The 14,731-nt window shown below is 68.0% G+C and carries 15 protein-coding genes; 6 read left to right on the forward strand and 9 right to left on the reverse strand.

Annotated elements, in window-relative coordinates; all coding sequences use genetic code 11:
- Position 1: 1 nt before the first annotated feature.
- From accD to GCU42_RS14290, 3 genes are read right to left on the reverse strand one after another with little or no spacing between them, the layout of a single operon-like run.
- Positions 2-856 (reverse strand): acetyl-CoA carboxylase, carboxyltransferase subunit beta, encoded by an 855-nt coding sequence (accD, locus tag GCU42_RS14280; protein ID WP_114228704.1) that lies wholly within the window; start codon positions 854-856, stop codon positions 2-4.
- 50 nt (positions 857-906) lie between these two features.
- A complete protein-coding gene (gene pyrF / locus GCU42_RS14285) occupies positions 907-1,581 on the reverse strand; it encodes an orotidine-5'-phosphate decarboxylase (RefSeq protein WP_114228705.1) in 675 nt (224 codons plus the stop codon).
- Positions 1,578-1,865 (reverse strand): LapA family protein, encoded by a 288-nt coding sequence (locus GCU42_RS14290; protein WP_114228706.1) that lies wholly within the window; start codon positions 1,863-1,865, stop codon positions 1,578-1,580. Before GCU42_RS14290 ends, pyrF begins: the two co-directional genes overlap by 4 nt.
- Before the next feature lie 93 nt (positions 1,866-1,958).
- On the opposite strand from GCU42_RS14290, the gene GCU42_RS14295 reads away from it, so the two are divergent.
- Positions 1,959-3,347 carry a serine hydrolase domain-containing protein gene (locus tag GCU42_RS14295; RefSeq protein ID WP_114228707.1) on the forward strand — a complete coding sequence of 463 codons (1,389 nt, stop codon included), beginning with the start codon at positions 1,959-1,961 and terminating at the stop codon, positions 3,345-3,347.
- A gap of 87 nt (positions 3,348-3,434) precedes the next feature.
- Positions 3,435-3,932 (forward strand): hemerythrin domain-containing protein, encoded by a 498-nt coding sequence (locus GCU42_RS14300; protein WP_114228875.1) that lies wholly within the window; start codon positions 3,435-3,437, stop codon positions 3,930-3,932.
- On the opposite strand, the gene GCU42_RS15280 is transcribed toward GCU42_RS14300, so the two are convergent.
- From GCU42_RS15280 to GCU42_RS14330, 6 genes are all read right to left on the reverse strand, one after another.
- Positions 3,929-4,336 (reverse strand): DUF6356 family protein, encoded by a 408-nt coding sequence (locus GCU42_RS15280; RefSeq protein WP_205215018.1) that lies wholly within the window; start codon positions 4,334-4,336, stop codon positions 3,929-3,931. The genes GCU42_RS14300 and GCU42_RS15280 overlap by 4 nt on opposite strands.
- A gap of 152 nt (positions 4,337-4,488) precedes the next feature.
- Complete coding sequence (locus GCU42_RS14310) at positions 4,489-5,034, reverse strand: L,D-transpeptidase family protein (RefSeq protein WP_240309543.1); 546 nt, start codon at positions 5,032-5,034, stop codon at positions 4,489-4,491.
- A 175-nt stretch (positions 5,035-5,209) separates the two neighbouring features.
- On the reverse strand, positions 5,210-5,452 hold the full coding sequence (locus GCU42_RS14315) for a glutaredoxin family protein (protein ID WP_114228708.1): 243 nt from the start codon (positions 5,450-5,452) through the stop codon (positions 5,210-5,212).
- Positions 5,453-5,512: 60 nt separating this feature from the next.
- On the reverse strand, positions 5,513-7,876 hold the full coding sequence (locus GCU42_RS14320; RefSeq protein WP_114228709.1) for an ATP-dependent helicase: 2,364 nt from the start codon (positions 7,874-7,876) through the stop codon (positions 5,513-5,515).
- 960 nt (positions 7,877-8,836) lie between these two features.
- Positions 8,837-9,262, reverse strand: coding sequence for a DUF3597 domain-containing protein (locus GCU42_RS14325; RefSeq protein ID WP_114228710.1), 426 nt, complete (start codon positions 9,260-9,262; stop codon positions 8,837-8,839).
- Positions 9,263-9,265: 3 nt separating this feature from the next.
- Positions 9,266-9,712, reverse strand: a complete 447-nt coding sequence (locus GCU42_RS14330) for a ferritin-like domain-containing protein (RefSeq protein WP_114228711.1) — start codon at positions 9,710-9,712, stop codon at positions 9,266-9,268.
- Positions 9,713-9,885: 173 nt separating this feature from the next.
- On the opposite strand from GCU42_RS14330, the gene GCU42_RS14335 reads away from it, so the two are divergent.
- The 4 genes from GCU42_RS14335 (at position 9,886) to GCU42_RS14350 (ending at position 14,729) form a co-directional block, all read left to right on the forward strand.
- On the forward strand, positions 9,886-11,658 hold the full coding sequence (locus GCU42_RS14335; protein WP_114228712.1) for a PDZ domain-containing protein: 1,773 nt from the start codon (positions 9,886-9,888) through the stop codon (positions 11,656-11,658).
- Positions 11,659-11,739: 81 nt separating this feature from the next.
- Positions 11,740-12,534: an energy transducer TonB gene (locus GCU42_RS14340; protein WP_114228713.1), complete on the forward strand. Its 795-nt coding sequence runs from the start codon at positions 11,740-11,742 to the stop codon at positions 12,532-12,534.
- Between the two features lie 72 nt (positions 12,535-12,606).
- Positions 12,607-13,371 (forward strand): class I SAM-dependent methyltransferase, encoded by a 765-nt coding sequence (locus GCU42_RS14345; protein ID WP_114228714.1) that lies wholly within the window; start codon positions 12,607-12,609, stop codon positions 13,369-13,371.
- The gene (locus tag GCU42_RS14350; RefSeq protein ID WP_114228715.1) at positions 13,368-14,729 is read left to right on the forward strand and encodes a dicarboxylate/amino acid:cation symporter; all 1,362 of its coding nucleotides are present in this window, start codon (positions 13,368-13,370) and stop codon (positions 14,727-14,729) included. Before GCU42_RS14345 ends, GCU42_RS14350 begins: the two co-directional genes overlap by 4 nt.
- Positions 14,730-14,731 lie beyond the last annotated feature (2 nt).

Below are 14,731 nucleotides of genomic sequence, written 5' to 3' on the forward strand. Positions count from 1 at the left end.
GTCAGGCGGCTTCCCGCTCCGGCGCCAGATAAGCGATGAGCTTGCCGATCGTCTCGCGCAGCTCGGCGCGGGGGACGACCCGGTCGACCATGCCGTGGTCGCGTAAGTATTCGGCGCGCTGGAAGCCCTCGGGCAGCTTCTCGCGGATGGTCTGCTCGATCACCCGCTGGCCGGCGAAGCCGATCAGCGCACCCGGCTCGGCGAGCTGAACATCGCCGAGCATGGCGTAGCTGGCGGTGACGCCGCCGGTGGTCGGGTCGGTCAGCACGACGATGTAGGGGAGGCCGGCTTCGCGCAGCTCGGCCAGCGCGACGGTGGTGCGTGGCATCTGCATCAGACTCAGGATGCCTTCCTGCATCCGCGCGCCGCCGGCCGCGGTGAAGATGATGTAGGGGGCCATCGCCTCGAGCGCGGCCTTGACCCCGGCGACGAAGGCCGAGCCGACCGCCACCCCCATCGACCCGCCCATGAAGGCGAAGTCCTGGACCCCGACGATCGCCAGGCGGCCCTCGATCAGGCCGCGCGCATTGAGCAGGGCGTCGCGCTCGTCGGTCGCGGCGCGGGCGGCCTTGAGGCGGTCGACGTAGCGCTTGGTGTCGCGGAACTTGAGCGGATCCTCGCGCACCTCGGGGCTGGGGAGAAGCTGGTATTTCCCCTCGTCGAACAGGATCGAGAAGCGCTGCTCGGCGCGGATGCGGTCATGGTGCTCGCAGCGCGGGCAGACCCAGAGGTTGTCTTCCCATTCCTTGATGAAGACCATCGTCCCGCAGGTCTTGCACTTGTGCCACAGATTCTCGGTCGCCTGCCGCTTGGGGAGGAAGGAGATGCTGTTGCGGACGCGGGTGAGCCAGCTCATGGGCGAAATCTCTGTTTGAAAGGGTGGCGGCGGACTAACGCCCGAGGGGGCTAGAGGGAAGCGGCGATCGCCCGCGCGGTGGCGGCGGGGTCGGCGGCGCCGGTGATCGGCCGGCCGATGACCAGCATCGAGGCGCCCGCGGCGAGCGCATCGGCGGGGGTCATCACGCGCTTCTGGTCGGCCAGCTCGCCGCCGGCGGGGCGGACACCGGGAATCACGAAATAGCCGTCGGGCCAGACGCTGCGCGCGGCGGCGACTTCGGCGCCCGAGCAGACGATGCCGTCGCAGCCGGCGGCGCGGGTGAGCTCGGCGAGGCGGCGGACCTGGTCCTCCGGCGCACCGGCGACGCCGATCGCGCCGAGATCGCTCTCGTCGAGGCTGGTGAGCACGGTCACCGCGACGACTTTGGTCTCGGGCCGCGCGGCGGCGCGGGCGGCGGCGAGCATCGCCTGGCCGCCGGCGGCGTGTACGGTCAGCACCGCCGGCTTGAGCGGCGCCAGCGCCTCGACCGCCTTGGCGACCGTGTTGGGAATGTCGTGCAGCTTGAGGTCGAGGAAGATCGGCAGCCCCTCGACCGCCAGCCCGCGCACCCCGCCGGGGCCGTTGGCGGCGAAGAATTCGAGGCCGAGCTTGATCCCGCCGACCGAGGCGCGGACCGCCGAGGTCAGCCGCTGCGCGCGCGACAGGTCGGGCGTATCGAGCGCGACGAAGATCGGGCTGGTCATAGGGTCGGGCTGCCGTCGACCGGCGCGGCGGGCGGATTGGCGATCGGCTCGACCGGCCGGGCGGGCACGCCCTGCCGTCGCTTCAGCGCCCAGATCCGCCCGCGCAGGATGAGGAAGGTCGGGAGGAAGCCCAAGAGGAAGACGATCAGGACCAGCAGCGGGATCTTGATGTCGGCCTGGAACGGTCCCCACAGGTTCAGGGTGACGTCGGACCAGTTGTTGCGACCGAGGATCGCGAGGAAGACCGCGATCACCACCCAGAATGTCGTGCGCAGGAACTGCATGGCGGCTTCCTAGGACAGGAGCGGAGCCTTTGCCAGCTTGGGTGCGTTCGTCGCTGCAACCTATCGCTTTGCCGCACTCGCGCGGCGGGCCCGTTGAGCGTCTCCCACCTGACCGCCAAGAGCTTGCGCTCCGGGGAGGATGGTCCACTGAAGAAGAGCACCCTGTTTGGGGCGGGTGCGGTGCTGCTGGTCGGCGCCGCGATTGCCAGCGTCCGCGTGGTGGACAGCGGGACGCCTGCGCGCGCCCAGGGCGGGGCGACGGTGTCGGCGGCCAATTTGGCGCTGGCCAAGGTCGCGCCTGAAGCGCGCGAGGACGTCAATTATGCGCAGATCGACGCGCGGCTGAAGCAATTGGTGACCAAGCCCGGGATGGTCGGGCTGGCGGTCGGGATCGTCGAGAACGGCCGGATCACCTTCTTGAACGGCTATGGCGAGACCGTGGCCGGGTCGGGCGACAAGGTGACGCCGCAGACGGTGTTCCGCTGGGCCTCGTGCAGCAAGGGGGTAGCCGCGACGATGGTCGCCAAGCTGGCCGAGCAGGGCAAGGTCAAGCTCGACGCGCCGCTGGTGACCTACGCGCCGGGGCTCAAGCTGCCGACCGGAGCCGAATATCGCGCCACCGTCAGCGACCTCCTCAGCCATCGGTTGGGGCTGCCCAAACACAGCTTCGACAACAAGCTGGAAGAAGGCGATTCGGTGCCCATGCTCAAGGCGCAGTTGGCGACGGTCGGGCTGGGCTGCGCGCCGCATAGTTGCTGGAGTTACCAGAACGTCGCTTATGACGGGGCCAGCGACATCGTCGCGAAGGCGACCGGCAAGACCTACCAGCAGACGGTCATCCAGCAATTGTTCGGGCCGATCGGGATGACCTCGGCGAGCATGACCCGCGACGCGCTGCTGGCCTCGCCGAGCTGGGCGCGGCCGCACAGCATCGGGCGCCGGCCGCTCGAGGTGACCGAGCCTTACTACGACGTGCCCTCGGCGGGCGGGGTCAACAGCAACATCAAGGATATGGCGCTGTGGATGATCGCCCAGGCGGGCGGGATGCCGAGCGTGCTGTCGCCGCGGGTGCTGGCGGAGCTGCACGCGCCGCTGGTGAAGACGCCGGGCGAGCGCCAGCGGATGCGCAAGTTCCTCGAGCGGCTGGGCGATGCCTATTACGGGCTCGGCTGGCGCAGCTACGATTATGCCGGGCATACGATCGTCGGACACCGCGGCGGGATCAACGGCTACCGCTCGCTGATCCTGTTCGATCCGGCCAAGAAGAGCGGCGTGGTGGCGCTGTGGAACAGCAACACCAACCAGCCCGGCGGGCTCGAGTTCGAGGTGATGGACATGCTCTATCACCTGCCGTTCCGCGACTGGCTCGAACTGAGCAAGACGCGCGGCCGGCTGGTCGAGCCGACCGACGACACCGAGGACAGCGGCGCGCCCGAAGTCGCGGCGCGGAGCGGCGGCGGGGGTCTCAGCAGGGGCCGCTGACCGGCCGGGACGCACGGTCCCGCTTCAAGGCATGGGAACAAGGGTCTGCGCGTGCCGGTTGGGGAACTCCAGTCCGAGGAGACCACCATGCCCGACGCCGTCACACTGCTGAAGGAAGATCACCGCAAGGTGGAAGACTTGTTCGAGCAATATGAGGACGCCGTGCGGGACGGCCGCAAGCGCAAGCTCGCCGAACAGATCGCAGCCGAGCTCATCGTCCACAGCCAGATCGAAGAAGAAATCTTCTATCCGGCGTGCGAGGGCAAGGTCGAGGAAGCCGACCTCAAGGAAGCTTATGTCGAGCATGACGCGGCCAAGGTGCTGATCGCCGAAATCATTGCCGGCGGTCCGGACGACGATTATTACGACGCCAAGGTGAAGGTGCTGAAGGAAGAGATCACGCACCACATCAAGGAAGAGGAAGGTTGGCTCAGCGGCATGTTCAGCCAGGCCAAGCGCCATGGCGTCGACATGGATGCCTTGGGTGAGGAGCTGGCGGCGCGAAAGACCGAACTGATGGGCGGCATCAAGAAAAACGGGCTGCCCAAGGTCAAGCTGACGACCATGGACGAAGTGAAGGTCTAGTCGACCGGTTCGAGGTCGGGATTGCCGATCAGGAAAGCGAGCGGGACCGCGAGGCAGAGGGCGGCGAGCGGCAGGAGCAGGACTTGGCCGCCGGCAGCGATCATCAGCGCCAGCGGCGGGATGCACAGCAGCAGCAGCATGGTCAGGACCAGCGGCCCCGAGCCCTCGCGGACGGTGTCGCGAAGGCGGTCGCGCTCGCCGAACAGGCGGGTCAGCAGCGCGACGATCCGGCTCGCCGAGCGGCGGCAGAAGGCCGGCACCAGCGCGTGAATGAAGCAGGCGATCGCGGCGGCGAGGAGCAAGGCGGCGACCAGCGACGCGAAGGCGAGGTGCTGGAGATAGCTCTCGCCCGCTTCGTGGAGATGCTCGCGACTGGCTTCGAGGACAGGTTTGCTGTGGCTCATGCGGACAGAGCAGGACAGAAGCCGGCACCTCGTCAAGCTCCGCGCGGTGAACGGCGGGCGCCGACCGCCCAAACGAAAGCCGGCGTCGCGGGGGGAGCGCGACGCCGGCGGGAAGCGGCGACAAGGGGAGCACCGCCGCTTTGGGGTAGAAATCAGGCGCCGATCAGGACCGGGGTGCCGACGGTGGTGACCTGGTAGAGCTTGGCGGCGAAGGCGCTCGGCAGGCGGACGCAGCCGTGGCTGGCCGGCTCACCCGGATTGTGGCCGGCGTGGAGCGCGATGCCGTAGGTGTCGATCCGCTGCATGAACGGCATCGCGGCATTGTCGTACTTCTTGCTGCGATACATCGGCTGCTTTTCGAGCACGTTGAAGATGCCGGTCGGCGTGTCCTTGCCGGGCTTGCCGCTGGATACGGTGGTGACGCCGATCAACTGGTCGCCGCGATAGACGTAGGCCATCTGGTCAGTGAGGCTGATGACCACGCGCGACGGGCCGCTGCCAAGGTCGCTCGCCCAGACATATTGGCCGGGCTTGAGCACCTTGGGACCGAACGTGTCCATCATGTCCATCCGTGCCGTGTCGGCGGCACTGGCGGCTTCCATCTTGGCTTCTTCGGTCTCCATCGAGGCCGAGGCTGCGGTCGGAATCGAGAGTGCAAGCATCCCCGACGCCGCCAGCGCGATCGCTAGCTTCTTCATTGCTCTCACCTGCAAAAATTCAGTTGACTTCTTTTGAAAGCTGAAACGGAGCAGGTGCGCGGCTGTTCCCGCAGTGACGGGGGCGAAACGGTCCGTAGGCTCGGAAAAGGCAAAGAAAAGCGCCGCTCCCGACCGTAGGGGAGCGGCGCCGGATGCGGCTCAGTACTGATTCGGATCAGACGTGCGCGCTAAGGAACTTTTCAAGGTCGCTGCAGCCGCCGACCTGCTCGCCGTCGACCCAGATCTGCGGGGTGGTGTCGACGCCGTGCTTTTCCTTGAAGGCCTCGACCTCTTCGCGGCTCGACAGGATGTGCTCCTCGACGTCGAAGCCGTTTTCGTCGAGCAAGTCCTTGGCGCGGCGGCCGAAGGGGCATTCGTGGTCGGGCAGGACCATGCGGTAGATGGTGGCGGATGGCATGTCGGTCTCCGTGGCTGGATGGCTTGCCTTCAAGAGCGCGCCATCGCCGCGCCGGTTCCGTCAGCCGAGGCTGACGAAACTGTCGAGGACGCGCTTGCGGCCGGCGTGCTCGAAATCGATCTCGAGCTTGTTGCCCTCGATGACGGCGATGGTGCCGTAGCCGAACTTGCCGTGGAACACGCGCTGGCCGAGCGAGAGGTCGTCGCGGCCCTTGTTGCCGAGGCTGACCGCGCTGGCGCGGACCTCGACCGGCGGACGGGCGCTGTGCGCCGGGCGGCCGCTGCGGTCGTCGAGCTGGGCGCGGAAGTCGGAGGCGGCGCGCTGGAAACCGGGACCGCGGGTGCTCGCGCGGGCGACGTGGGCGAAGGGGTCGCTATGTTCGCTCCACTGGGCTCGCCACAGCGACTCGCCGCCGGTCATGGTGGTTTCCTGCTCGACATGGTCGGCGGGAAGCTCGGCGATGAAGCGGCTGGGAATCGAGCTTGTCCACTGGCCGTAGATGCGGCGGTTGGCGGCGTGGAAGATGGTGGCGCTGCGCCGCGCGCGGGTGATCGCGACATAGGCCAAGCGGCGTTCTTCCTCGAGGCTGGCGAGTCCGCCTTCGTCGATCGCGCGCTGCGAGGGGAAGACGCCCTCTTCCCAGCCGGCGAGGTAGACCATCGGGAATTCGAGGCCCTTGGCGGCGTGGATGGTCATGATGGTCACCTTGGGCTCACCACGCGCGGCGTCATTGTCCATCACCAGGCTGACATGCTCGAGGAAGGCGGGGAGGCTTTCATATTCCTCCATCGCACGGGCAAGTTCGGCGAGGTTTTCGAGCCGGCCAGCGGCCTCGGCCGAACGTTCGGCCTGGAGCATGGCAGTGTAGCCCGATTCCTCGAGCATGAGCCGGGCGATCTCGGCGTGGGGGGCGGCGCGGTTGGCGCCGGTCTCGGCGGGCAGGTTGGCGCCGTCGGTCGCGGTCGACAGGTGCATCTGCCGCCAGCGGGCGAAGTCCCCGACGAAGCGGCCGAGGCTGCGGCGGGCCTGGGGGGTCATCTCGTCCGAATCGAGCATCTGCGCGGCCGCCAAGAGTAGCGGCAGCTGGGCGGCGCGGGCGTGGCGGTGGATCGCCGCCACCGCCTTGTCGCCCAATCCGCGCTTGGGGGTGTTGACGATCCGCTCGAAGGCGAGGTCGTCGGCGGGGGACTGGATCAGGCGGAGGTAGGCGAGCGCGTCGCGGATCTCGGCGCGCTCGTAGAAGCGGAAACCGCCGACGATCTGGTAGGGGAGGCCAATCGCGATGAAGCGTTCCTCGAACTCGCGGGTCTGGAACTGGGCGCGGACGAGGATGGCGACGTCGTCGGGGGTGCCGCCATTGCGCTGGTGCGCCTCGACCTCCTCGCCAACCCGGCGCGCTTCCTCGGGGCCGTCCCAGACGCCGATCACGCGGACCTTGTCGCCGACGTCGACCTCGGTCCACAGCGTCTTGCCGAGCCGGCCGCTGTTGTTGGCGATGAGCCCGCTGGCGGCGCCGAGGATGTGCGGGGTCGAGCGGTAATTCTGCTCGAGCCGGATCACCGCGGCGCCGGGGAAATCGACCTCGAAGCGGAGGATGTTGGCGACCTCGGCGCCGCGCCACGAATAGATCGACTGGTCGTCGTCGCCGACGCAGCACAGGTTGCGGCGCGGCTCGGCGAGCAGCTTCAGCCACTCATACTGGACCGCGTTGGTGTCCTGATATTCGTCGACCAAGATGTAGCGGAAGCGGTCGCGGTAGCGCTCGAGCACGTCCGCGTGGGTGCGGAAGATGGTCAGCATGTGGAGCAGCAGGTCGCCGAAGTCGCAGGCGTTGAGCGTTTTCAGCCGCTCCTGATAGCGGGCGTAGAGCTCACCACCGCGGCCGCTGGCGAAGGCCTCGCTCTCGCCCGCGTCGACGTCGGCGGGGACCATCCCCTTGTTCTTCCAGCGGTCGATGCAGGCGGCGAGCTGGCGCGCGGGCCAGCGCTTTTCGTCGAGCTCGGCGGCAACGATCAATTGCTTGAGCAGGCGCAGCTGGTCGTCGGTGTCGAGGATGGTGAAGTTGGACTGGAGGCCGGCAAGCTCGGCATGGATGCGGAGCATCTTGGCGCCGATCGAGTGGAAGGTGCCGAGCCACGGCATCCCTTCGATCGCGCCGCCGCTGATCCGGCTGACCCGCTCCTTCATCTCGCGCGCGGCCTTGTTGGTGAAGGTGACGGCGAGGATCTGGCTCGGCCAGGCGCGGCGGGTGGCGATGAGGTGGGCGAGGCGGGCAGTGAGCGCGGCGGTCTTGCCGGTCCCGGCGCCGGCCAGCACCAGCACAGGGCCGTCGGTGGTCAGCACCGCCTCACGCTGGGGCGCGTTCAGCCCGTGGAGATAGGCGGGGTCGGGCTGGGCGAGCGGAGTGACGGCGGATTCGGGCACATGCCCGAGGTAGAACGCGCGGAACGAAACGGCAACTTCCAGCGCGAATCGGGAAGCGGGCTGTTAAGCCCGAAATCCCCATTATCCACAGGCTTCGCACCTCCGAATCCGTTTTGCGCGAATCGGAAAACGGGTCATCTTGAATGGGTGATCGGGGGCAGCGGCCTCCGCCGGAACGGACCGGACCCGCAAGGGGAAGGGAAGAACTGGAAGGGGTTTAGCAACCGATCTCCGCCGGCGAAGGCGCCGGAGTGGAATTCATGGGCACGAAGGCTTCCCCAGGATGTCGTCGGTCCCGCGAAGGATCTCCGGAGAGCGCTGTCGGCAAGAGGCGCCGGAAGAGATGATCTTCTTCGCTTCGCTCGATCGGTCGGTCCTCGGACATGACCAGGAAGGTGAGACGAACGATCGTCCCAAGAAGGGCCGCGGAACGACGAGCGATGGTCTGGTGGTCGCAAGATGCCAGGTCCGGTCCGAAGCTCCGGCAATATGGGTCTGGTGCGGCAACGCGTCAGGTCCGGACGGCAGGAGGGGAGGACAGCCCGAACGAAGTCAGCGCGCCGCAAGGCGAGATGACCGCGAGAAGCACTTCCGCAAGGAAGGGTGGATGCGAGCGAGGGCAGAAGCAGTTCGACAGGGCGGTTTCCGCAAGGGAGCAGGCCGGACGAGTTGGGGAAAGGGCTTCCGAGGAGGAAGCGGCGCTTGAAACGAACGCGACGCCTGAGCTGGTACGCAAGGATCGTGAACTGGGAGGGTCCCAAGGCCCGACCGCGAAGCGAACACCGGCCGATCCAAGACTCGGCGCAGTGGGGGCTGGCAGCGATGCCGGCCCCCATTTCGCGTTGGGGTCGAATGGCATCTGGCTAGGCGGGGCGGCGCTGCGCGGGGCCGGGTGGGCCGGCCATGAAAAAGGCGGCGGCATCGCTGCCACCGCCCTCTCCACTCATCGTTGGTGACGCGTTAGTCGAGCATCGAGGCCGGCACCTTGCCGCCGTTCGCCGCGAGCTGCTTCATCGTCGCCTTGTGCAGCCAGATGTTCATCTCGGCGCTGCCGTCGAGCGCGCCGGTGTAACCAAGCTCCTTCGCCAACTCCTTGCGGTTCTCGAGGCTCGAATCGATCCCGAGCAACTTCATCAGGTCGACGATCGAGGTCTTGTAGTTGAGGTCAGGATTGCCCTTTTCCTGGGCGATCTGCTGAAGGACCTGCTCGACATCGACCTGTTGCTGCGTCGCGGGCGCCGGCGCAGGCGCCGTGGCGACGCCGCCCTGGGGCTGCGGCGTGGTCGAGGCAGGGGTTCCGGCGGGCATGCCGGCCGGGATCTGCTGCGTTGGCGCGGCCGACTTGTGACCGAAGATGGCGTCCTTGATCTTGCCGAAAAAGCTCATGATTCAGGCCTCCATTCCGTGCTTGAGGTTACTCACCTTGTCGTGCCCCTTGAGGACCGACTGGTACGCGCGCTCGACCACCGACCGGCTGTCGGTCGGCAGGTTGGCATCCTTGAGCGCCAGCTCGAACTTCTCCTTGAGATAGTCCTCGCCTCGCTCGACCTCGTTGATGATCGCCTTGTCGTCGCGGCCGGTGACCGCCGCCTTCAGATCGAGGAAGCGCTGGTGGGTCGCGCCGAGGAAGCTGCCGTCCTCGGGCGGGGTGCCGCCGGCGCGACGGATTTCCGCACGAAGGTCCTCGACCAGCTGGCTACGGTCGTCGGCCATCGACCGGAAGAGTTCCTGGAAACGGGTCGAGTCGGCGTTGCTCGCGGCGTCGCGATAGCCGTTGATCGAGTCGATCAGGGTGGTCGTCAGCGTCTCGAGCGTGGCGGTGCCGGTGTCGGCCATCGAAGGTTTCTCCAGATTAGTGAAATTTGTGGCTCGTCAACGAACGGCGGGAGCGGGAGTTCGCTCGCGACCAAGAAAAAACGCGCCGCAATGAACGGCATTCCCGGAGAGCCCGGTCCGGCTTGAATCCGTCGCCGCTTTGGGGCTTCTTCGGCGGCACAGCGGGGGTGGGCATGGACGCAATCGCCGAGACGACGGGCGCCAGCGGGCGCGACTGGCGCCTTCCGCGGCTCGGCGATCATGCATTGATCCTCTATCGGCTGATCTGGGCGCTGCTGGTCACGGTCGCCATTCTGGCGAACCTCGCCGGGCCTTATTACAACGATCGCCTGCAAACCCAGGTGTTCAATCCGTTTTCCGACCTTGGCCTACGGCAATGGGATGGTCGTCGCCTGCAGGTGCCGCATCGCCCGGCACTGGAACGGGCGGGAATTGTGGCGGGGTCGGAGATCGTTGCGATCGGCGGTCGGCACGTCGCCGCCGACGCCAGCCTCGAAGCGGTGGCGAAACGTCTGCAGGCGCAGCCCAATCCAGCCACGGTCACGATCCGCCGACCCGATGGGCACGAGCGCACCTATCGCCTGCAACGAAGCAACCGCTGGATCGAGCTGAGCTATGTCGGGACGGGCCTCACCAAGGCGAGCCGACTTGCGATCGATCTGGCCGTGGCGGGGATTGCCAACGTGCTGCTGTTGAGCGCCTCGACCCTCTTGTTCTGGCGGCGGCCGCGCGACGGACTTGCGGTGCTGCTGGCGCTGGCGACTGCGACCTTCGCGGCCAGCGACAACCTGACGTATTTTACGTGGCGCGAACTCGGCCTGTCGGACCTGGCCGGCTATGTCAGTGCGGCTGCCACGGCTGCGCTCTTGCTCGGCATGTTGCTGTCCCCCGATGGTCGCTTTCAGCCGCCGTGGAACCGCTGGGTCGCGCTGACCATGGTGTCGGCGATCCTGTTCAGTTTCCTTGGGCCGTTGCTCGGCGTGCCGGTCTGGGCCTCGATCCTGCCGTTCATCGGCTCGTTCCTGGCGGTGCTGGTCGCCATGCGCGCGCGGTTTCGGGCGACGCCGTCCGGGACCGCGGCCTGGCAACAGCAGCGCTGGTTGGTGCTGGGTCTGGGAGTTGCCGCGGTGAGCGTGGTAGCGACGTTCATCCTCAATTCGCTGGCCCAGACGACCCTGCTGACGCGGCAACAGCTTGTCTGGGCCTATATCGGGGGCGGTGTGGCCCAGTCGCTGGTTACCCTGTTCATCGTCGCCGGGATGCTCGTCGCGTTGCTGCGCTATCGCCTCTACGACGCCGACGCCGCGCTCAGCCGGTCGGCGGGCTATGCGGTCGTCGGCCTCATGTTCGCGGCGCTGTTCGCGGGCTTCGCCAAGGCGATCGAGATCGGCATGGACACCGCCTTCGGCTCGTCGAGCGGGGCGGTCCCCGGCATTGCCGCGGCGGTGCTGGCGACCGTGGTCGTGACCCCGGCGCAGAGCCGCATTCAGAATTGGGCGGACAATCGCTTTCGCAAGGCGCTCGGTCACCTGCGGCGCGACCTGCCGGCGAGCGTCGACGACCTTCGCGAGACCGCGAGCCTGGCGGAGTTACTCGACGACGTGCTCGAGCGGGTCAGCGTCGGCGTACGCGCGACGGCGGCGGCGATCGAGATGGACGGCCGGATCGTCGCCGAGCGCGGCGCGGCGATGACCGACTGGCCGCTTCGCCTGCCGCTCCAGATCGAGCATCATCATGCCGGCGAGGAGGGCTGGGTGCTGGTCGGGCCGCGGCCGGACGGCAGCCCGCTCGGCAAGGACGAGCGCGAGGCGCTCGAGAGCGTGCTCGATCCGGTCAGCCGGGCGATCCGGATCGTACGGACCCGCGAGGAACGGGAGGCGCGGCAGGCGGCGCTCCTCGACGGCATCGGGCGACGGCTGGCGGCGCTCGAGGCGCGGCTGGCGTGAGGAGGTGGCCAGGCGCGGCGGCGATTGCCAACGGCGGCATCGCGCGACAGGTTGGTGCCCCGCGTACTTGAGGGAAGTGAAATGTCCGGTGTTGTGATGCTTACCGCTGCTGCCGCCGCGACGCTGCTTCAGCCGACCTCGAAATGGATCGTCGATTTCGACGAGACCCAATGCACCGCCTCGCGCGATTTCGGGACGGCGGAGAGGCCGCTGACGCTGCTGCTCAAGGCGCCGGTGACGGGCGATGTCATTCAGCTGTTCATCGCCCGCGGTGCGCTCGGCACGTCGGTCGCACAGCCGTTGCAGGCGACGGTGTCGTGGGGCGGGGCAGCGCCGCGGAAGATCGACGCGCTGACCTTCCGGGCGGTGACGGTCAAGCGGCAGATGTTCCTGATCAATCTGCCCCGGACGGATGTGGCCGCGGCGGCGGCGGCGGGCGCGAGCGACCTCAAGGTCGACGGCCTCGGGCTCGGCTTCGATTTCAACCTGGGCCCGCTCGCCAACATGCTGAAGGTGATGGACAGCTGCGTCAGCGATCTCGCCACGCACTGGAATTATCATGATGACAAGTCCGGTGCGGCCGACCCGCTCAAGACGCACGCCAAAGGACCGCTCGTGCGCCTGTTCAGCTCGGACGATTACCCCAGCGACGCCGTGCGCAACGATCAGAGCGGCGAGGTGGCGGCGGTGCTGCTGATCAATCCGGACGGCAAGGTGGCTGACTGCACGCTGACCAAGACCAGTGGGGTGGCGGTGCTCGACGCGCAGACCTGCGCGATCGTCCGCGACCGAGCGCGGCTGCAGCCGGCGATCGGGCTCGACGGCAAGGCGGCGCGCGACGTCTATACTTATCGCGTCCGGTGGCGGATGCCGTAACGCTGGAACAACGATCGCCGCTGGTGCAAGCGGGGACGACGCGGTAGCGGTCCTCGTGAGGGAGATTTCGAAATGCGCTTCACTCGCCTGCTGCTGACCGCCGCCTTGCTCGCCGCGCCGGCGCTGCCCGCCGCCGCCGCGCCGACCCCGACCATCGCGCAGGCGGTGGCGGCGACCGGCAACCGCAGCACCGACAATGTCGCGCTCGACGCGGGGCGCAAGCCGGCCGAACTGCTGAGCTTCTTCGGGGTGAAGCGCGGGATGCGGATGCTCGATCTGTTCGGGCTCAATGGCTATTGGGCCGAGATCGACGCCCCCGTGGTCGGCCCCCGCGGCCATGTGACCGTGTGGGAGCCGACCCAATTCTATACGCAACGCGGCCTCGACACCTGGCAGAAGGGCGCGGGCAAGCTGAGCAATGTGTCGGTGATCGTCAGCCCGTTCGAAGCGCCGGTGTGGCCGGCAGCGGCCTATGATTTCGCGCTGATCAACCTCGACTATCACGATACCTATTGGGAAAATGCCCAGCGCGGCGTCGTGCGGCAGGACCCGAATGCGTGGCTCGCCAAGCTCTATGCGGCGATCAAGCCGGGCGGCACTGTCGGAGTGGTCGACCATGTCGCCGCCGCCGGGAGCGACCCACGTCAGAGCGTCGAGGCCTTTCACCGAATCGACCCGGCGGTGCTCCGCGCCGACTTCGAGCGAGCTGGCTTCAAACTCGAGGCCGAGAGCGCGCTGCTGCGCAACCCGGCGGACGATCACAGCAAGCTGGTGTTTGACAAGAGCATCCGCGGGCACACCGACCGCGTCGTCTACAAGTTCCGCAAGCCGCGATGAGCGACGCGCCAGCGGTCGTCGCTGACGAGCCGGTGCCGGCGAGTGGGAGCCGCGGGGCGTGGCTGATCCTTGCCGCGCTGCTGGTCGGCTTGGTGCTCGGCGTGCTGGTCGGCAAGTCGGGCGACGGCTGGAAGGAGCCGCTGGTCCAAGCCGCGAGCCTCGTCGGCGGGCTGTGGCTTGACGCGCTGCGGATGACCGTCATCCCGTTGGTGATCGCGCTCTTGGTCAACGGCATCGTCGGCAGCGCCGATGCGGCGCGCGCGGGCGGGATCACCGCCAAGGCGATCGCCTGGTTCATGGTGTTCTACGTCTTCTCGTCGGCGGTCGGCGGGTTCGGGATGAAGCTGCTGACCGAGCTGTTTCCGTTGCCTGCCCAGGGCGCGGCGGCGCTGCGGGCAGGGCTGGCCGGCATCGACCAGAGTCAGGCGGCGAGCGCAGTTCCGACCGTCGCCGATTTCTTCAAGTCGATCATCCCGACCAACCCGGTTGCGGCCGCCGCCAACGACCAAATCCTGCCGCTGGTGGTGTTCACCGTGGTGTTCGCCTTCGCGCTGGCGAAGGTGGAGCGCGACAACCGGCGGGTGGCGCTGTCCTTTTTCCAAGCGATCGGCGACGCGATGCTGCGGGTGATCGGCTGGGTGCTGTGGCTGGCGCCAGCCGGGGTGCTGGCGCTGGCGTTCACCGTCGGCGCGGGGGCCGGCGGCTCGGCGCTCGGCGCGGTGGCGCATTATGTGGTGCTGGTCTCCTTGCTCGGGATCGTGGTGACGATCGCTGCGCTCCTGGTCGGGCTGGTGCTGGCGCGGGTGCCCCCTGGACGGCTGCTGAGCGCGATGGTCGGCCCGTCAGCGGTCGCCATTTCGACCCGCTCGTCGCTGGCGTCGCTGCCGGCGATGCTTGAGGCCGCGCGGCGACTGGGGGTCGACGAGGGCAAGGCCGACATCTTGCTGCCGATGGCGGTGGCGCTGCTGCGCGCGACGGGGCCGGCGATGAACGTCGGGGTGGCGGTCTATGTCGCGCACTGGTTCGGGATCGCGCTGCCGCTGCCGGCACTGATCGCCGGGATCGCGGTGGGTGCGCTGGCGTCGATTGGCGCGGTGAGCCTGCCGGGGCAGTTGAGCTTCTACACCTCGATTGCGCCGATCGCGCTGGCGATGGGGGTGCCGATCGAGCCACTGGCGCTGCTCATCGCGGTGGAGACCATCCCCGACATCATCCGCACGCTCGGCAATGTCGTCGCCGACGTGGCGGTGACTGCGGCGATTGCGCGCTCGGAGGGCAACACGCTCGAGGCGCCTCGGCCGTCTGCCGTCGAGGGAGCGCCGTTGGTCGAACCGCCGAGCGCCGCCACCGGCCGGTAGAG

The organism is Sphingomonas ginsengisoli An et al. 2013, from assembly GCF_009363895.1.
GTDB lineage: Bacteria > Pseudomonadota > Alphaproteobacteria > Sphingomonadales > Sphingomonadaceae > Sphingomicrobium > Sphingomicrobium ginsengisoli.